This window comes from Streptomyces sp. NPDC059248, from assembly GCF_042753905.1.
GTDB lineage: Bacteria > Actinomycetota > Actinomycetes > Streptomycetales > Streptomycetaceae > Streptomyces.
This window is the reverse complement of the sequence record NZ_JBHYZV010000034.1, coordinates 1-17,437: the sequence shown is the minus strand read 5'-3', so window position 1 is coordinate 17,437 and position 17,437 is coordinate 1. Positions and strand designations below refer to the sequence as shown.

At 72.1% G+C, this 17,437-nt stretch carries 16 protein-coding genes; 10 read left to right on the top strand and 6 right to left on the bottom strand.

The window, feature by feature from the left end:
* Positions 1-3: 3 nt before the first annotated feature.
* The 3 genes from rsgA to ACFXG1_RS16820 all read right to left on the bottom strand — a co-directional run bounded on the left by rsgA (position 4) and on the right by ACFXG1_RS16820 (position 3,279).
* A complete protein-coding gene (gene rsgA / locus ACFXG1_RS16830; RefSeq protein WP_384743213.1) occupies positions 4-1,017 on the bottom strand; it encodes a ribosome small subunit-dependent GTPase A in 1,014 nt (337 codons plus the stop codon).
* A 15-nt stretch (positions 1,018-1,032) separates the two neighbouring features.
* A complete protein-coding gene (aroA, locus tag ACFXG1_RS16825) occupies positions 1,033-2,376 on the bottom strand; it encodes a 3-phosphoshikimate 1-carboxyvinyltransferase (protein WP_384717033.1) in 1,344 nt (447 codons plus the stop codon).
* A gap of 126 nt (positions 2,377-2,502) precedes the next feature.
* On the bottom strand, positions 2,503-3,279 hold the full coding sequence (locus ACFXG1_RS16820) for a M50 family metallopeptidase (protein ID WP_384717030.1): 777 nt from the start codon (positions 3,277-3,279) through the stop codon (positions 2,503-2,505).
* Positions 3,280-3,601: 322 nt separating this feature from the next.
* On the opposite strand from ACFXG1_RS16820, the gene ACFXG1_RS16815 reads away from it, so the two are divergent.
* The 10 genes from ACFXG1_RS16815 to def all read left to right on the top strand — a co-directional run bounded on the left by ACFXG1_RS16815 (position 3,602) and on the right by def (position 15,886).
* The gene (locus ACFXG1_RS16815) at positions 3,602-5,212 is read left to right on the top strand and encodes a site-specific DNA-methyltransferase (protein ID WP_384717027.1); all 1,611 of its coding nucleotides are present in this window, start codon (positions 3,602-3,604) and stop codon (positions 5,210-5,212) included.
* Complete coding sequence (locus ACFXG1_RS16810; protein WP_384743209.1) at positions 5,209-7,752, top strand: DEAD/DEAH box helicase; 2,544 nt, start codon at positions 5,209-5,211, stop codon at positions 7,750-7,752. Before ACFXG1_RS16815 ends, ACFXG1_RS16810 begins: the two co-directional genes overlap by 4 nt.
* A 138-nt stretch (positions 7,753-7,890) precedes the next feature.
* Positions 7,891-8,706: an SOS response-associated peptidase gene (locus ACFXG1_RS16805; RefSeq protein WP_384719021.1), complete on the top strand. Its 816-nt coding sequence runs from the start codon at positions 7,891-7,893 to the stop codon at positions 8,704-8,706.
* Positions 8,707-8,867: 161 nt separating this feature from the next.
* Positions 8,868-9,497 (top strand): alpha/beta family hydrolase, encoded by a 630-nt coding sequence (locus tag ACFXG1_RS16800; protein WP_384719025.1) that lies wholly within the window; start codon positions 8,868-8,870, stop codon positions 9,495-9,497.
* A 248-nt stretch (positions 9,498-9,745) separates the two neighbouring features.
* Complete coding sequence (locus ACFXG1_RS16795) at positions 9,746-10,522, top strand: sigma-70 family RNA polymerase sigma factor (RefSeq protein WP_384719019.1); 777 nt, start codon at positions 9,746-9,748, stop codon at positions 10,520-10,522.
* Positions 10,519-10,833 (top strand): mycothiol system anti-sigma-R factor, encoded by a 315-nt coding sequence (gene rsrA / locus ACFXG1_RS16790; protein WP_384719017.1) that lies wholly within the window; start codon positions 10,519-10,521, stop codon positions 10,831-10,833. The genes ACFXG1_RS16795 and rsrA overlap by 4 nt, the downstream gene beginning before the upstream one ends.
* 194 nt (positions 10,834-11,027) lie before the next feature.
* Entirely contained in the window at positions 11,028-12,527 is a 1,500-nt protein-coding gene (locus tag ACFXG1_RS16785; RefSeq protein ID WP_384743204.1) for an HD-GYP domain-containing protein, read from the top strand.
* Positions 12,524-13,930: an HD-GYP domain-containing protein gene (locus ACFXG1_RS16780; protein WP_384719167.1), complete on the top strand. Its 1,407-nt coding sequence runs from the start codon at positions 12,524-12,526 to the stop codon at positions 13,928-13,930. Before ACFXG1_RS16785 ends, ACFXG1_RS16780 begins: the two co-directional genes overlap by 4 nt.
* A gap of 206 nt (positions 13,931-14,136) precedes the next feature.
* Positions 14,137-15,144 carry a tetratricopeptide repeat protein gene (locus tag ACFXG1_RS16775; RefSeq protein ID WP_384719169.1) on the top strand — a complete coding sequence of 336 codons (1,008 nt, stop codon included), beginning with the start codon at positions 14,137-14,139 and terminating at the stop codon, positions 15,142-15,144.
* 109 nt (positions 15,145-15,253) lie between these two features.
* A complete protein-coding gene (gene def, locus ACFXG1_RS16770; protein WP_384719171.1) occupies positions 15,254-15,886 on the top strand; it encodes a peptide deformylase in 633 nt (210 codons plus the stop codon).
* A 65-nt stretch (positions 15,887-15,951) separates the two neighbouring features.
* Here def and ACFXG1_RS16765 read toward each other — a convergent pair whose 3' ends face one another.
* From ACFXG1_RS16765 to ACFXG1_RS16755, 3 genes are read right to left on the bottom strand one after another with little or no spacing between them, the layout of a single operon-like run.
* Positions 15,952-16,137, bottom strand: a complete 186-nt coding sequence (locus tag ACFXG1_RS16765; protein WP_384719174.1) for a DUF397 domain-containing protein — start codon at positions 16,135-16,137, stop codon at positions 15,952-15,954.
* A gap of 8 nt (positions 16,138-16,145) precedes the next feature.
* Positions 16,146-16,337, bottom strand: a complete 192-nt coding sequence (locus tag ACFXG1_RS16760; RefSeq protein WP_384719176.1) for a DUF397 domain-containing protein — start codon at positions 16,335-16,337, stop codon at positions 16,146-16,148.
* The gene (locus ACFXG1_RS16755; protein ID WP_384719178.1) at positions 16,324-17,193 is read right to left on the bottom strand and encodes a Scr1 family TA system antitoxin-like transcriptional regulator; all 870 of its coding nucleotides are present in this window, start codon (positions 17,191-17,193) and stop codon (positions 16,324-16,326) included. Before ACFXG1_RS16755 ends, ACFXG1_RS16760 begins: the two co-directional genes overlap by 14 nt.
* Positions 17,194-17,437: the final 244 nt, after the last annotated feature.

The window sequence follows — 17,437 nt, the reverse complement described above, 5'->3', positions numbered from 1 at the left end:
CGCTCAGTCCCCCTCGTGCCGCTCCCGTGTCGCCAGGAGTCGTCGGAGGGAGTAGAGCCGGGCCGGGTCGGCGTGGCCCTCGGCCACCCAGGCGTCGAGTGCGCAGTCGGGCTCGTCGTGACTACAGGCGCGCGGACAGTTCTCGGTGCCCGGTACGAGGTCGGGGAAAGCGAGGATGACCCGGGACGGGTCGACGTGGTGGAGGCCGAAGGACCGTACGCCCGGGGTGTCGATCACCCAGCCGCCGCCGTCGACGGCCAGTGGCAGGGCGAGGGCGGACGTGGTGGTGTGCCGGCCGCGCCCGGTGACGGCGTTGACATGGCCGGTGGACCGTCGCCGTTCCGCCGGGACCAGCGCGTTGACCAGGGTCGTCTTCCCGACCCCGGAGTGGCCGACGAAGGCGGTGGTCCGCCCGGCGAGATGTTCCAGCACCCGGTCGGCGGCCCGGCCGTCCACGAACTCCTCACGGGTGGTGACGATGTACGGCACCCCGAGGGCGCCGTACATCTCCAGCAGCTCGTCCGGGTCCGCGAGATCGGACTTGGTGAGGACGAGGAGGGGTTCGAGCCCGCCGTCGTACGCCGCGACCAGGCAGCGGTCGATCAGCCGGGGCCGCGGCTCGGGGTCGGCGAGCGCCGTGACGATCGCCAGCTGGTCGGCGTTGGCGACGACGACCCGCTCGTACGGGTCGTCGTCGTCCGCCGTACGGCGCAGGACGGAGGTCCGGGGCTCGATCCGGACGATCCGGGCGAGGGTGTCCTTGTCCCCGGACAGATCCCCGACGATGGCGACCAGGTCGCCGACGACGGCCGCCTTGCGGCCCAGCTCACGGGCCTTCATCGCGACCACGACCCGGTCTTCGACGAGGCAGGTCAGCCGGCCCCGGTCGACGGTGAGGACCATGCCTTCGGAGGCGTCCTCGTGTTTGGGCCGGATACTGGTCCTGGGTCGGTTCCCCTTGCGGTTGGGCCGGACGCGGATGTCGTCCTCGTCGGGGTTCTTGCCGTAGCGCCGCATGTCCTCAGATCCCGTTCAGCTCTCCGCCCCCGCGTCGGGGATTCCGAGCAGGGCGGCCCACATCGCCGGGAAGTCGGGGAGCGTCTTGGCGGTGGTCGCCACGTTCTCGATCTCGACGTTCTTGACGGCGAGGCCGATGACGCTGCCCGCGGTGGCCATGCGGTGGTCGTCGTAGGTGTGGAAGACCCCGCCGTGCAGCGGCCTGGGGCGGATGTGGAGGCCGTCCTCGGTCTCCGTGACATCGCCGCCGAGCCCGTTGATCTCCCGGGTGAGGGCCGCGAGGCGGTCCGTCTCGTGGAGCCGCAGATGGGCGACGCCGCGCAGGGTCGACGGGGAGTCCGCGAGGGCGGCGACGGCCGCGATACCCGGGGTCAGCTCGCCGACCTCGGAGAGGTCGACGTCGATGCCGTGGATCCGGCCGGTGCCGGTGAAGACGAGTCCCTGGTCGGTCAGCTCGCAGGAGCCGCCCATCTCGGTGAAGATCCGGCGCAGCGCGTCACCGGGCTGGGTGGTGCGCTCGGGCCAGTCGCGTACGGTCACCCGGCCGCCGGTGACCAGGGCGGCGGCGAGGAACGGCTGGGCGTTCGACAGATCGGGCTCGACGACCAGGTCGCGGCCGAGGAGGGCGGAGGGGGAGACCCGCCACACATTGGGCTCGCCGCCGGTCTCCGGCTCGTCCACCTGGGCGCCGACCGAGCGCAGCATGTCGACGGTCATCCGGATGTGCGGCATCGAGGGGAGGCGGGCGCCCACATGCCGTACCTCGACGCCCTGGTTGAAGCGGGGGGCGGAGAGCAGCAGGGCCGACACGAACTGCGACGACGACGAGGCGTCGATCTCGACGGAGCCGCCGTCGAGCGCGCCGCCGCCGTGGACGGTCATCGGCAGGGCGCCCCGGCCGTCGTCGTCGATCCGGGCGCCGAGGACGCGCAGGGCGTCGATGACGCCGTTCAGGGGGCGCTCGTAGGAGCGGGGGTCGCCGTCGAACCGGACGGGGCCGTCGGCGAGCGTGGCGACGGGCGGCAGGAAGCGCATGACCGTGCCCGCGTTGCCGACGTCGACGGACGCGGGGCCGCGCAGCCCGGAGGGGATGACCCGCCAGACCTCACCCTCGCCGTCCGGGCCCACGCCCTCCTCGATCCCGACGCCGAGGGCGCGCAGCGCGTCGGCCATCAGCAGGCTGTCGCGGGAGCGCAGCGGGCGGCGGAGCCAGCCCGGCTCGGCGGCGAGCGCGGCCAGGACCAGGGCGCGGTTGGTGACCGATTTCGATCCGGGCACGGTCACCGTCGCTTCGACGGCTCCGGTCGCGTAGGGGGCGGGCCAGAGTGCGGGGGTGTGCTGCGCGGAGGCTTCGGTCATGGCCAATACTTTAGTGGCTCGGCCGACACCCCGATCTTGATCAAATCCGCTGAAACCGGGGCGTAATCGTTACGTGGTAAGGAGCCGGCCCGCTCCGGGCACGGCCCCCGGGGTCCGATTCCGGGCTCACAGCCCGAGGAGCCAGCGGCCCCCGCCGATCAGCGATGTGAGCGATACGGCGTGGAAGAGGAAGAGCCACAGCCCGGCGGGTACGTGGGTGAGCCGGGAGAGCTGGTCGGCGTCGGAGTCGGGGGCGCCGCCGCGGTGCCGCTTGGACTGGAGCTCGAAGGCCGGGCGGACCCCGCCGAGCAGCAGGAACCAGACGGAGGCGTAGGCGAAGGCGGCCTGGACGCCGGGTTCCGCGAGCCAGGAGATCAGCAGGAAGGCGGCGCCCGTCAGGACGACCGTGAGCATGCCGTACGCGTTCCTGATCATCACCAGCATCGCCAGCAGCAGGGCCGTCGCCAGCCACAGCAGCAGGGTGATGTGCCCGGCCGAGAGGAGCGCGGCGCCGCCGAGTCCGAGCAGGGGCGGTGCGGTGTATCCGGCGGCGGCGGTGAGGATCATGCCGATGCCGGTGGGCCTGCCCCGGCTGACGGTGAGACCGCTGGTGTCGGAGTGCAGCCTGATGCCCTCCAGGCTGCGGCCGGTGAGCAGGGCGATCAGCCCGTGGCCGCCCTCGTGGGCGATGGTGACGGCGGTACGCGAGAGCCGCCATATGGGGTTCGGTACGACCGCGATCAGGGCGAGGGCCCCGGCGAGGACGACGATCCACTGCTCGGGCGCGGTCTGGGTACCGGTGAGCCGGTCCCACAGATCGGCCGCCGAAGCGGCGAGGGGGACCGTGCCGGTGGTCGCGTCGGGCGCCGCGGCGAAGAGACCGGTGGTCGGCGTGCTGTCCATGGCGGGCGGCTCCTCGGGCGGACGGGGGCGGGTGGAAGTGTGCAGTCTGGCACCCGGGGGTGCCCGTCCTGGAGGACGCCCTGACGGAGCGGATCGTTCCGGGCGCTGGTACGGGGCCGGAGTCGTATGGGCGCGAAGGTGTACGGATCCGGAGGCGTACGGGCCCGAGGCGTACAGGGGCCCTCGGGCCCCGTGCGGCGCCGCGCCGGGGGCCGGGCGGCAGGTCAGCCGTGGCTGTCGGTGCCCGCCGGTACGCTTTCGGGGTCGGTGAAGCCGGCGGTGGCGGTGGGGGAAGACAGCGGAAAGCGGGACAGGAAGACAGATGAACACCTCGGGGCGTCTCAGCCTGTCGTGGATCAACAAGGGCCGGTCGCTCGTCTCCGACGGCACCGGTGGATACGAGTGGGTCGACCGGGACGACTTCCGGGTCACCGAGACCCGGCTGCTGCGCGACGCCGCCGTGGTCGGGGAGGTCCGCGAGGACGCCCGCCGCGCCGAGGACAATCTGCTGATCACCGGCGACAGCGGCGACGCCCTGCGCGCGCTGACCCGGCTGCCCGAGTTCGCCGACGTCTACCGGGGCCGGGTCAAGCTGGTCTATATCGACCCGCCGTTCAACACCGGCCAGGCGTTCGAGCACTACGACGACGGTCTGGAGCACTCGGTCTGGCTGACGATGATGCGCGACCGGCTGCTGCTCATCCGGGAGCTGCTCGACGAGTCCGGCAGTGTCTGGGTCCATCTCGACGACGCGGAGATGGCCTACTGCAAGGTCCTCATGGACGAGATCTTCGGCCGCCGGAACTTCATCTCCACCATCATCTGGAAGCGCCGCAACGACCCCCGCAACACCGCGCAGTACCTCTCCGGCGACCATGACTCGATGCTGGTGTTCGCCAAGAACATCGACGCCCTCACCTTCAACAAGCTGCCCCGCACCGAGGCCATGGACTCGGCCTACACCAACCCGGACGACGACGCGCGCGGCCCCTGGCGCCGGGGCGACCTCGCCGCCCGCAACTACTACTCCAAGGGCATGTATCCGGTGCTCACCCCGGGCGGGCGCCGGATCACAGGCCCGCCGTCGGGGTCGTACTGGCGGGTCTCCGAGGAGGAGCTGACCCGGCTGGACGGCGAGGGCCGGATCTACTGGGGCCCCGACGGTATGAGCCGCCCCTATCTCAAGCGGTATCTGACCGAGGTCACCCAGGGCCGTATCCCGTCCTCCGTATGGCATCCGGAGGAAGTCGGCTTCGTGCGCAACGGCAAGGAGGAGATCCGCGCCCTGATGGGCGACGTCTTCGCCACCCCCAAGCCGGAGCGGCTGCTGCGCCAGGTGCTGACCATCGCCAGCAGCCCCGGCGACATCGTCCTCGACTGCTTCGCCGGATCGGGGACGACCGCCGCCACCGCGCACAAGCTGGGGCGCCGCTGGGTGACCGTGGAGCGGGAGCCCGAGACGGCCGACCGTTTCGTCCGGCCCCGGCTGGAGAAGGTCGTCGACGGCTCCGACGGCGGCGGCATCAGCCAGTCCGCCGGATGGCGCGAGGGCGGCGGCTTCCGCCATCTGGAGGTCGGCCCCTCGATGTACGAGGACGTGGCCGGGCGGGTGCTGCTCGCGCCCTGGGTGCGGGGCGACGCCTTCACGGCCGCCGCCCGCGCCCAGCTCCCCGGGTTCGCGCCCGACCCGGAGGCCGAGGCGCCGTTCGCCGGGCGCAAGGGCCGTCAGCGGCTCGCCGTCGTCGACGGCCTGGTCACCGAGAGCACGGTCCGGTCGATCGTCGGGGCGCTCGCCGACGACGAGCGGGTGCTGATCGTGGCGAAGAGCTATCTGCGGGAGGCGGCGGGCCTGCTGGAGAGCCTCAGCCCGGGGTCGCGGCTGAAGAAGGCGCCCCGGGACCTGCTGGACATGGAAGGACGTGTGCTGCGTTGAGCTGGATCACATACGACCCGGCGGCGATCGAGGAACTCGCCACCCGCATGGAGCTGCGGGAGCCCAACCGGCGCGCCGTCGAGCGGGTCGTCCAGGAGATCGAGTCCGGGGACGGCCGGGAGGTCGTCTGCGATCTGGCGACCGGTGTCGGCAAGACGTACATCGCCCGCGCCCTGGTCGACTATCTGGCCGGACAGGGCGTCCGGAACATCCTGATCGTCACCCCGGGGAAGACGATCCAGCAGAAGACCGTCGCGAACTTCACCCCCGGCAGTGCCAAGTTCGTCCCCGGCGCCGATTTCGACCCCGTCGTGATCACCCCGGAGAACTACGCGGGCGGCCGGGTCGGCGACGCGCTGCACGAGCCGGACGCGGTGAAGGTCTTCATCTTCAACGTCCAGCTGCTCACCAGGCCCACCGCGAAGACGTCCCGGGCGGCCCACAAGGTCGACGAGTTCATCGGTACGCCGCTCTACGAGCATCTGCGCGAGGCCGGCGATCTCGTGGTCATCGCCGACGAGCACCATGTGTACCGGACGGACGCCAAGAAGTTCTCCGAGGCCGTCCGCGCCCTCGCGCCGCGCGCCCTGGTCGGTCTCACCGCGACCCCGGACGAGTCGGACCGCAAGGTCCCCGGCCGGGTCGTCTTCCAGTACTCGCTGGCCGAGGCCATCGCGGACCGGCTGGTGAAGGTGCCGGTCGTGGTCTACCGCGAGGACGGGCACAACGATGTCCGCACCCAGCTCGCCGACGCCTGCCATCTGCGCCGGGTCAAGGAGGAGGCCAACCGGGAGTGGGCCGCGAGCCATGGCAGGCGGGCCGTCAACCCGGTGCTGTTCGTGGTCTGCCAGAGCGTCGAGGAGGCCACGGAGACGGCGGGGATCCTCACCCAGCCCGGTTTTGTGGCCGAGCCGGACGCCGTCCTCCAGATCACCTCCGGCAGCAAGGAGGACGCCCTCAAGGCGCTGGCCGACATCGAGAACCCGGACTCGCCGGTCCGGGCCGTGGTCTCGGTCAACATGCTGAAGGAGGGCTGGGACGTCAAGAACATCAGCGTCATCGTGGCCCTGCGGACCCTGGCGTCGGACACCCTCACCGAGCAGATCCTCGGCCGCGGTCTGCGGCTGCCGTACGGCGAGCGCGTCGGCTACTCGATGATCGACAGCGTCGACATCGTCGCCCACGAGTCCTACAAGCGGCTGCTGAAGTCGAAGGACGCCCTGCTGGAGAACGCCCTGCTCCCCAGGGGCGTCCCCGCGCCCGCGGGGTCGGCCGACGCCGCCGGTTCCGGCCCGGGTTCCGGCTCCGGAAGCGCGAGTGCTTCACGCACCCCCGCCCCGCATACGGAGACCGCGGACCAGGGGATGATCGTCTTCACCGAGCAGGCGCCGGTACGGGACGGGGGGTTCGCCGCCGCGGGCTCCGGCGATGGGTCCCCCGCCGACACGGTCGTCCTCGGTATGGCCGATATGGAGCACCGGATCACCGAGGCCGGGGCCGAGCTGCGGCAGATCCCGCAGCTGATGAAGCCCGAGGCCGGGGCGCCGGTGATCAGGTTCGCCAGCCGCCGGTTGCTGGAGCGGCCCGACGCGTACAGCCTGGCCTTCGTCTCCCAGGACGCCGTCACCGCCGAGGGGAAGAAGTTCCGGCACGCCATAGAGGTCGAGCTGAAGGCCGTCGCCCTGACCTCGCAGCGGGGTCTCGACGGGACCGTCGGCGAGATCGGCACCGAGGTCCGCAAGTCGACGTACGCGACCCAGCGGCGGCTGCCGCTGGCCCGGATCCGGGAGGATCTGGAGGACCGGATCCTCGGCCTGCCGCAGCTCCAGCTCACCCATGACGAGGTCGAGCACGCCGGGCGGATCGTCGGCGCCTTCCTCGACGCGGCCCTCGCGGCCGAAGCCGAGGAGGCCGAAGAGGGGGGCACGGGTGACCTCCGGTGGGAGGAGGCCAGGGCCCGGCTCGCCATCGAAAGCCTGGAGCGGCTCGTCGTCGCGGGCTTCCGGCAGCGGCTGGACAGGACCGAGCACGAGTTCGTCGTCGTGGCCGTACCGCCGCCCGCCCAGCCCTGGCCGGGGCGGACCCTGGACCGGGCGCACCTCGCCGAGCAGCTGATCACCGGCACCGGATACACCGGCTGGAGCAGCTCCGTCCTGCCCGTGGTCCACTTCGACGCCCGCTCCACCGAGGTCGAGCTGGCCGGGATCATGGACGCCAGCCCCAAGGTGCGGTGGTGGCTGCGGCTGGAGTCGCGCGGGGACACGTATATCCAGCTCGACGACGGCTCCCGCTACTTCCCGGACTTCGTCGCCGTCGACGGCGACGGCACGCACTGGCTGATCGAGGGCAAGTCCGACGCCCTCGCGAAGCACGCGGCCGAGCAGGCGAAGCGGGCGGCGGCCGAGGCCTGGGCGCGGGAGGTGACGGCGCTGGAGAAGTACGGCACCTGGCGGTATCTCTTCGCCACCGAGAGCGATCTGGCGCAGGCGAGCGGCTGGGACGCCCTGCTGACGGTCACCGGGGCCCGGCAGGACGCCTGAGCACTCGTCCGGGCCCGGGGTTTTCGTCTCCCGGGCCCGGGCGGTCCGGGGACCGCCCGAGGGACACACCGGCCTCGGTCCCGGCATGGAATCACACGGAACGATCGAGCGTTTACGCAGGTCAAGGGGTGGTTGTAGATGTGTGGACGGTATGCGGCCAGTCGGGCGCCCGAGGATCTCGTCGGGCTGTTCGACGTACGGAAGTGGGATCCGCTGGAGACCCTGGCGCCCGACTTCAATGTCGCCCCGACCAAACAGGTGTACGCGATAGTCGAGCGCGCCCTGAAGGACTCGGACGATCCGAGTCCGGTACGGCAGCTGCGGATCCTGAAGTGGGGGCTCGTACCGTCCTGGGCCAAGTCGCCGGAGGGCGCCGCCCGGCTGATCAACGCCCGGGCGGAGACCGTCCACGAGAAGCCGTCCTTCCGCCGCGCCTTCGCCACCCGCCGCTGCCTCGTCCCCGCCGACGGGTACTTCGAGTGGGTCACCGGCTCCGATGAGCGGCAGCTGGAGGAGACGGGCCGCCGTAAGCGCCCCCGTAAGCAGCCGTACTTCGTCACCCCCGCCGACGGCTCGGTCTTCGCCATGGCCGGGCTCTACGAGTTCTGGCGCGACCGCACCCTGCCGGACGACCATCCGCAGGCGTGGTGGTCCACCTGCACGGTCGTCACCACCGAGGCCGAAAAGGGCCCGCTCGGTGTCGCGCCCGCCGACGGTCCCGGGAGCCTCGCCGAGATCCACCCCCGGATGCCGCTGATGCTCACCCCCGACCGCTGGGCCGACTGGCTGGATCCGGCCCGCACGGACGTCGAGGACCTGCGGTCGCTGCTCGTGCCGCCGCCGGAGGGGCTGATGCGGGCCTATCCGGTCTCCACGGCCGTCAGCAACGTCCGCAACAACGGGCCCGAGCTGCTGACCGAGCTGGAGGCGCCGGAGGAGGGCACCCTCTTCTGAGCCGCCTCTTCTGAGCCGGCTCTTCCGAGCCGTCTTTTCCATGCCGTACGGGACCCGGCGCCGGGGCGGTCCGGCGGACCTGCGGGCGGGCGCGGCAGGATGGGCCCGTGACCACTTCCCGCGCGACGCCCCCCGGCGCCACCGACCCTGACACCGCCCCCGTGACCGAAGAGATCGAGACGCCCGCCGGGACGGCCCGTGTCCATTGGCACCGGGCGGCCCGGCCCCGGCTGGTCCTCGCCCTCGGGCACGGCGCCGGCGGCGGTACCGGCGCCCGCGATCTCGTGGGTCTCGCCGCCGCCCTGCCCGCCGACGGGGTGACCGTCGCCCTGGTGGAGCAGCCGTGGCGGGTGGCGGGCAAGAAGGTCGCGCCAGCCCCGAAGACCCTCGACGTCGGCTGGCACGGCGTCCGGCCCGCCCTGACCCGGCCGGGCCTGCCGGTCGTCGCGGGTGGCCGCAGCGCCGGGGCCCGGGTCGCGTGCCGTACCGCCGGGCAGTTCGGCGCCGCCGCCGTCCTCGCCCTGAGCTTCCCGCTCCACCCGCCCGGCAGGCCCGAGAAGTCCCGGGCGGCCGAACTGCTCGGCACCGGTCTCCCCACCCTCGTCGTCCAGGGCGCCAATGATCCGTTCGGCCGCCCGGACGAGTTCCCGGCCGGTGATTTCGAGCTGGTCGATGCGCCCTTCGCCGACCACGGGTTCGCGGTGCCCAAGCGCTCGGGGACGACCGAGGAGGAGACCGTGACGATCATCACCGACGCGGTACGGGAGTGGCTGCGGCGCCTTCGGGAATGACCGGGCCGCGCGCTCTGTTGAGCCGAGTACCGAGGTCATCGTGGTACGTCAGCACGCAGGCACAACCGAGCATGGAGTAGGGAGTCCGACACATGGGACCGACCATCTGCCCCCGCCGTCCGCACGCCGCTGACCTGGAGTGGACGGTGCTGTCGGGCGGCGCAGCCGGCCCTGAGCGGGTGAGGGGCGCGGCCGATCACCGAGAGACCTCGGGTGAAGGTCGACTATCCTCCGATTCGAGCGGGTCCGTGTTCGGATTCGCCACGGCGCTGGAGGAGGTGGGTCCGGTCACTGGGACCGACGCGGGGACCGACGGCGGTCATCCCGACAAGACCGGCAGGACCGGTTCCGCGAAGGCCGTCACGGCCGCCGCGGCCGGACAGACGGCACGGGAGGGCCAGGAGCGGGCCGAGCGGACGGAGACCCCCGCCGAGCGGAACGCCCGATTCGAGCGCGACGCCCTGACCTTCCTCGACCAGATGTACTCGGCCGCCCTGCGGATGACCCGCAATCCGGCCGACGCCGAGGACCTGGTCCAGGAGACCTATGCCAAGGCGTACGGCTCCTTCCACCAGTTCCGCGAGGGCACCAACCTCAAGGCGTGGCTGTACCGGATCCTGACCAACACCTTCATCAACTCGTACCGCAAGAAGCAGCGCGAGCCCCAGCGCAGTGCGGCCGAGGAGATCGAGGACTGGCAGCTCGCGCGGGCCGAGTCCCATATGTCCACCGGTCTGCGCTCGGCCGAGTCGCAGGCGCTGGACCACCTTCCCGACTCCGATGTGAAGGCCGCGCTCCAGGCCATTCCCGAGGAGTTCCGGATCGCGGTCTATCTCGCGGACGTCGAGGGCTTTGCGTACAAGGAGATCGCGGACATCATGGGTACACCCATCGGGACGGTGATGTCCCGCCTGCACCGCGGTCGCCGTCAGTTGCGCGGCATGCTGGAGGATTACGCGCGTGAGCGCGGACTCGTTCCCGCCGGTGCGGGGGAGTCGGACGAAGCGAAAGGCTCGGGCTCATGAGCTGCGAAGAGCCGCACGAGACGGACTGCTCGGAGGTGCTCGACCACCTCTATGAGCTTCTCGACGGCGAGATGCCCGACGCCGACTGCACGAAGTTCGAGGTGCACTTCGAGGAGTGCTCGCCCTGCCTGGAGATGTACGGCCTTGAGCAGGCGGTGAAGAAGCTGGTCAAGCGGTGCTGCGGCTCGGACGACGTACCGACCGACCTGCGCTCCAAGGTGCTGGGCCGGATCGATCTGATCCGGGCCGGGCATCCGGTGCCCGACGAGGACATCACCGTCGGCGAGCCGGGGTCCTCCGCCCGCGAGTAGCCCCTTTCGGGCACGGCGCGGCCCGTGTCGAGGCGCCGCGCCGTCCCCTATCCGATTCCCGCCCGTTCGCCGTGCCGGATTCACCCGGATGCGGGAATCGTCGGATCGGCCGTCACTCCCCTCCCCGCCGCTCGTTAGCCCGACGCCCGGGTGCACCGGAAGCACGCGGAGCACGAGGAAGGGGTGGGGCGGACGTGAGGTCCGTACCGGCTGCGGCGGGCGCCTATGTGCTGGCCGCCGTGGTCTGCGCCGCCGGCTGTGCCCTGCCCGCCCTCACCGGCTCGTCCATCGGCCCGCCGGGGACGGCCGCGGCCGTCCCCTGGACCGCCGCCGCCCTGCTCGCGGGGCTCTACGCGATCTGCGAGCTGCCGGGCCGCTGCCCGTACACCGGTCATGCCGTCCCGGTCCGCCCCGGGTCCTTCTTCCCCGTGCTGCTGGCCGCCGCGTTTCTGCTGCCCGCGTCCGCCGCGGCGCTGGTCGCCGTGCCGGGCGCGCTGCTGTCCCGGGTGGACCGCAGACCGGCCGCGGTACGGCGGATCTGGCGGGCCGCGCAGCTGGCCCTGGCGACCTGGGCTGCGGCCAGGACGTACGACCTCCTCGGGGTCGACCACACCCCCGGCCCGCCGGACTTCCCGCAGGCGCTGCTGCCCGCCGCGGCCGGGGCGTTCGCCTTCTGCCTGGTCCTGGGGCTGCTGGAGGCCGGTGTCCTGGTCACAGCCGAGGGGCTTTCGCCGCGCCGTGCCTGGCGGTCGGCGGGCGGCCGGGGCGGACCAGGGGCACCGGGCGTTCCCGGCGGCCCGGTCGGCGCGGCGGCGGTGCCGTATCTGGTCCACGGTCTCGCCGGGCTGATGATGGCCGTCCTGTGGCACAGCCCGTACGGCCCGGTGTCGGCGGTCTTCGTCCTGCTGCCGATCTATATCTCCTGCTGGCTCTTCGCCCAGTACCACCGGGAGTCCGCCGCCCACCGGGCCACCATCCGGGCCCTGGTCCAGGCCGTCGACATCAAGGACCGCTACACCCGCGGACACGGTGAGCGGGTGGGCCGGGCGGCGGTGCTGATCGCGCGGGAGCTGCGGATGGACGAGGAACGGCAGGAGGCGGTCCGGTTCGCCGGGATCCTGCACGACGTGGGCAAGCTGGGCGTCCCGACCAGGATCCTGCGCAAGGACGGCCCGCTGACGCCGGAGGAGCGGCGGATCATCGAACTGCATCCGGAGTACGGGCACGAGATCACCCGGGGTATCGGCTTCCTCCACGAGGCGCGGGAGGCGATCCTCCACCACCACGAGCGGCTCGACGGGACGGGCTATCCGCACGGTCTCGCCGGGGACGGGATCCCCGAGTTCGCCCGGGTCGTCGCGGTCGCCGACGCCTTCGACGCGATGACCTCGACCCGCTCGTACAGCCGGGCCCGCCCGGTGCCGGTGGCGCTCAAGGAGCTGGAGCGCTGCGCGGGCTCCCAGTTCGATCCCCGGATGGTGACGGCCCTGGTCAGAGCGTTGTCCCGATACGGCTGGGAGACCTCGGTGACCTCCGACGAGCCGGTACGCGGCCCCGTACCGCCGACGATCCCCCCACAGACGGCGGGGCCGGTGCCGCCCGCCCGGCTGAAACGGTCCGCCGGTTGCCGCGACGGGTCGGCCCCGGGCCCCGACGACGGTGACCACGGTGCCCCCCGGGACGGCCGCCGATGAGGGGTCGGGGGTCGGTCCCCCGTGCCCGTGACGGCTCGGCCCCGGAATCCGCGACACCCGAGGCCGTCGGGAAGCGCCGCCGTCTGCTGCGGCTGCTGCCGGTCGTGGGCGTGTACGGGGCCGCCGGGATCCTCGCGCCCGTCGCCGTCGCCTCCGTCGCGCTCAACGGCGTCCACCACACCGGGATCGCCCTCGGCTTCGGGCTGCTCATCACCGTCGGGGAGGCCGCGCGGCACCCGACCGGGCCCGGCGAGCGGGAGCCCGCGCCGCTGGGGGCCGCCGGGGTGCTCGCGTACGCCCTCCTCGGCGAGTGCGCGGGACGGCTGACGGCGCCCGGCACGCTCCAGGTCGTCGCCGTGGTCCTGCTCGCGACCCTCGCCGGATCGCTGCCCCGGACCCTTCACGGCGACCGGGGCCGCGGTCGGGGCCGCGCCTTCGCCGAGCTGCGGGACCATCTCGCCCGCCGGATCCTCGTCGCCGCCTTCGCCGCCGTCTGCTTCCGCCCGCTGTACGCCGCGGGACCGCCCGAGGACCAGACGGCGGGCGCACTGTACGCCCTGGCCGTGCTGGTCCTGCTGATGCTGACGGCCCTCTGCGACAGCGTGCTGCGCGCGGCGGTACGGGGCTCGCGGACCGGTTTCCCGTACGGATCCCTGCTCCGTGAAGAACTCCGCGCGCTCCCCGGCATCGGCTCCGCGGTCTGCGCCACCGGGGTCGTGATGGCGCTCTCCGTGTCCGTCGCCGGACTGTGGGCGCTGCCCGTGTTCAGTCTGCCGCTGCTGCTCACCCAGCTCTCCCTGAGCCGGTACGAGGCCGTGAAGGCGACCTACCGGCAGACCATCGCGTCCCTGGCCCGGGCCACCGAGGTCGCCGGATACACCCCACCGGGGCATGCCCGCCGGGTCGCCGATCTGGCGGTCGCGGTCGGGCGCGAGCTGAGGCTCGGCGGCGGCGATCTGACCGTGCTGGAGTACGCGGCGCTGATGCACGACATCGGCCAGCTCTCCCTCGTCGACCCGGTACCGGGCGGAGCCACCGCCCGCCTCCCCGCCGCCGAGCAGCGCCGGATCGCCCTCCTCGGCGGTGCCGTGGTCCGGCGGACCGGGGTGCCCGCGGCCGTCGCCGTCGTGGTGGAGCGCCAGGCGGATCCGTACCGCGACCAGCCGCTCACGGCCCGTATCGTCCGGACCGTCAACGCATACGACGATCTGACCGGGGGAACCGGAAGGGAGAACGGTCCTTACGCGCCCGGCGCGAGCCGCCCCGCGACCCCGCTGGACGCACTCGAACGGCTGCGCCTGGCCACCGGCCGCGACCACCAGCCCGAGGTCGTCGAGGCGCTCGCCGCGGTGCTGGCCCGGGGGCGGCCGAACCGTCCCAGGACCCCGGCGGAACCGGGGTAACCCACGGGTAATGAGCGGGCCTTCGGTGCGGCATGGTTGGATGCGAAGGAGGGGAGCTGTACGCGGTACGGAGGGAGTGCGGGAGCGGTCGGCGGACCGGCCACGGCGGGCACCGCCGGAGGCCGACCCGGCGGCGGGCGTCCGGCGGGACGGAACGAGACAGCGCGTCCGGGGCCAAGGACCCGAGCGACCGGCAGGCGGGAATCGTGAGGATCTTCGGGAAGGTACGGCATCGGCCCTCCGCCTCGTGGCGGCAGGCCACCGACCGCGCGTTCACGCTGATCGGCGACGGCCGGTACGAGGACGCGGGCGCCCTGCTGACACGGGCCGCGGATCTGGAGCCCTGGCTCTCCGAGTCCTGGTTCAATCTGGCCCTGCTGCACAAGTTCCGGCACGACTGGGAGCAGGCGCGGGCCGCCGGGCTGCGCGCGGTCGCCCTCCTCGACAAGGACACGGGCGCCCCGGACTGGTGGAATGTGGGCATCGCCGCGACGGCCCTCCAGGACTGGCCGCTGGCCCGCCGCGCCTGGCAGGCGTACGGGCTGCGGGTGCCGGGCGCGGGGGCGCGTACGGGCGGCGGTACGTCACCCGGGCACGTCGCCGAGCCCGTGGGCATGGACCTGGGGAGCGCGGCCGTCCGGCTGTCGCCCGAGGGCGAGGCCGAAGTCGTCTGGGGCCGCAGGCTCGACCCGGCCCGGATCGAGGTCCTCTCCGTCCCGCTGCCGTCCTCCGGCCGCCGCTGGGGCGAGGTCGTCCTCCACGACGGCGTCCCGAACGGTGAGCGCACCACGTCGGCGGGCCCCTCCTACCCGGTCTTCGACGAGATCGAACTGTGGGCGCCGTCGCCCGTACCGACCTGGGTCGTCCTGCTGGAGGCGGCGACCGAGGCCGACCGGGACGCGCTGGAGCAGCTGGCGTCCGACGCCGGGTTCGCCGCCGAGGACTGGTCGTCGTCGGTACGGCTGCTCTGCCGCACCTGCTCCGAGGGCTCGATGCCGAGCGCCGAGGGCGAGGGCGAGCATCTCGACCCGCACGACCACAGTGAGCCGGGTCACCCCGGGCCGCTGGGGCACCGTACCGCCGGCGCCCTGTGGTCCGCCGAACGCGAGTGCGGCATAGCGGCTCCGCCCGGCCTGGTGCGCGGTCTGCTCGACGGCTGGGTCGCCGACAGCCCGGACAGCCGCGAGTGGCGGGACCTCGAAGAGGTCTGCTGAGCCCCGGCGGCCGGAGCTATCACCGGACCCGGCTCCCCGTGCTGCCCGTAGTCTGTACGTTGCGCGAAAACGCGCACAACCAAGCAATCACCCGGGGTATCGAGGAACCATGGCGTCGCAGCAGGACACGGACCAGTCGCTCGTCGACGAGTTCATCAACGACACGGAGGACGCCGAGGAGCGCGAGCTCGCGCACCGCGAGCGCGGCACCTCCCGTCCGATCACGGTCGTCGGCAACCCCGTCCTCCACCGGGAATGCCAGGACGTCACGGCGTTCGACGACGAGCTGGCACAGCTCATCGACGACATGTTCGCCAGCCAGCGCACGGCCGAGGGTGTGGGGCTCGCCGCCAACCAGATCGGCGTCGACCGCAAGATCTTCGTCTACGACTGCCCGGACGACGACGGCGTCCGGCACGTGGGCTACATCTGCAACCCGGTCCTGGAGGAGCTGCCCGCCGAGCGCCGGGTGCTGGACGAGTCCAACGAGGGCTGCCTGTCCGTCCCGACCGCGTACGCGGCCCTGGCCAGGCCCGACTACGCGGCGGTCAGCGGCCAGGACGCGCAGGGCAACCCGATCCGCATCGAGGGCACCGGCTACTTCGCCCGCTGCCTCCAGCACGAGACGGACCACGTCTACGGCCGGCTGTACATCGACCGCCTGTCGAAGCGCGACCGCAAGGACGCGCTGCGGCAGATGGAGGAGGGCACGCCGCGCTACCCGGTCGTCGCCAACGACTGATACGTGCAGAGCATGAAGGGCCGCCCCGGGAGGGGCGGCCCTTCGTCGTTCCGTCGTTCCGCCGGTCAGCCTTCGTGCTTGATCATGCCGACGAAGGCGTTCCAACTGGGTGCGGTGAAGTTGAGGGCGGGGCCGTGGGGGTCCTTGGAGTCGCGTACGGGCACCGTGTCGGGGATGTTGTCGGCGACCTCGACGCAGTTGCCACCAGCTCCGTCGCTGTAGCTGGACTTACGCCAAGCTGACGCGTTCATGTTCCGCGTCACCGCTCGCGCTTGACCATGTGGACGAAGGCCGTCCAAGCAGGTGTGGTGAAGCTGAGGGCGGGGCCGTGGGGGTCCTTGGAGTCGCGAACGGGCACCGCGCCGAGAACGTTGTCGGCGAACTCGACGCAGTTGTCCTCGTCACCGCTGTAGCTGGACTTGCGCCAGGCCAGTGCGTCAGTGCGGTTCATCCTCGAAATCCTCCGCAATCGCCCTGATCAGAGCCAGGGACTGGTCGTGCGACAGTGCGTCGCCCAAGGCGAGATCGTAGGCCGTCTGGCACTGGAGTACCAGGTCGGGTTCATCGATCACGCACCCTGATTTGAGGGCTTCCGCATACGCGACCGGGGGCATGTCCTCGAACCACATGAGGGTCGTGTTGCTGCTCAGCAGGGCATGGCTGCCGGCCTCGAACGGGATGACATGGACCCGGATCCGGTCCGCTTCACCCAGGGCCTGGATATGGCGCAGTTGCTCCGCCATGACGGCCGGGCCGCCCACCGTTCGTCGTAGCGCCGCTTCGTCCAGCAGCACCATGAAGACCGGTTCCACGGGATCCTTGAGGATGCGGGCGCGGTCGAGCCTGGTGGTCACAGCCGTCTCGATCTGCTCTGCCGGCTTCGGCGGGAAGTAGCGCCGGAACAGGGCCCGCATATAGCCCTCGGTCTGGAGCAGGCCCGGGATCAGCAGACCCCCGTACTCCCGGATCATGTTCGCCATCTGCTCGAAGTGGCGAGCCGCCTCGAAATGAATGGCGACCTTGCGCAGGTTCAGCGTCGGCAGGAAGTTGACGAACACCCCGCCCGTGTCCAGCACCTGGTCCAGCCGTCGCGCGTCCTGGATGCAGGGTTTCCGGCGACCCGCCTCGATATGGGCGATGTGGGTACGCGTCATGATCGCGAGGTCGGCCAGGGCCTGCTGGGTCAGGCCCGCGTCGACCCGGCGGCGGCGCAGCTCCGTGCCGTACGGGGTCGTCGGCGGGTCCGTCTGCTCGGGGCTCTCGGTGTGGTTGACGTTCTCGTTGTTCTCGGTGTCGTCGGCGGACATCGGAATCAACTCCTCCGCGTACTCGGGTGGTTACCGTGAGTCTTGGTGTGTTCCGAGATTACGCGGAGCTTGGATTCCTCTTGTTTGTTCCGTCACAACCACTCGTGTGGGTGAAGAACCGAGTGGTGCAGGACGGGCCCGGCGCCCCCGCGGAAAGCGGGGGGGGGGGGGCCCGCCCCCCGCCGGTGTAACCGGGGTTCTGGTGGCCGCCGTTGTGGCTGCCGTTGTGACCGATGCCGGGACC

Bases quoted from the DNA above. Each gene is read 5' to 3' on its own strand.
- rsgA (WP_384743213.1), bottom strand. From the start codon at position 1,017: ATGCGGCGCTACGGCAAGAACCCCGACGAGGACGACATCCGCGTCCGG.
- aroA (WP_384717033.1), bottom strand. From the start codon at position 2,376: ATGACCGAAGCCTCCGCGCAGCACACCCCCGCACTCTGGCCCGCCCCC.
- ACFXG1_RS16820 (WP_384717030.1), bottom strand. From the start codon at position 3,279: ATGGACAGCACGCCGACCACCGGTCTCTTCGCCGCGGCGCCCGACGCG.
- ACFXG1_RS16815 (WP_384717027.1), top strand. From the start codon at position 3,602: ATGAACACCTCGGGGCGTCTCAGCCTGTCGTGGATCAACAAGGGCCGG.
- ACFXG1_RS16805 (WP_384719021.1), top strand. From the start codon at position 7,891: ATGTGTGGACGGTATGCGGCCAGTCGGGCGCCCGAGGATCTCGTCGGG.
- rsrA (WP_384719017.1), top strand. From the start codon at position 10,519: ATGAGCTGCGAAGAGCCGCACGAGACGGACTGCTCGGAGGTGCTCGAC.
- ACFXG1_RS16780 (WP_384719167.1), top strand. From the start codon at position 12,524: ATGAGGGGTCGGGGGTCGGTCCCCCGTGCCCGTGACGGCTCGGCCCCG.
- def (WP_384719171.1), top strand. From the start codon at position 15,254: ATGGCGTCGCAGCAGGACACGGACCAGTCGCTCGTCGACGAGTTCATC.
- ACFXG1_RS16765 (WP_384719174.1), bottom strand. From the start codon at position 16,137: ATGAACGCGTCAGCTTGGCGTAAGTCCAGCTACAGCGACGGAGCTGGT.
- ACFXG1_RS16760 (WP_384719176.1), bottom strand. From the start codon at position 16,337: ATGAACCGCACTGACGCACTGGCCTGGCGCAAGTCCAGCTACAGCGGT.
- ACFXG1_RS16755 (WP_384719178.1), bottom strand. From the start codon at position 17,193: ATGTCCGCCGACGACACCGAGAACAACGAGAACGTCAACCACACCGAG.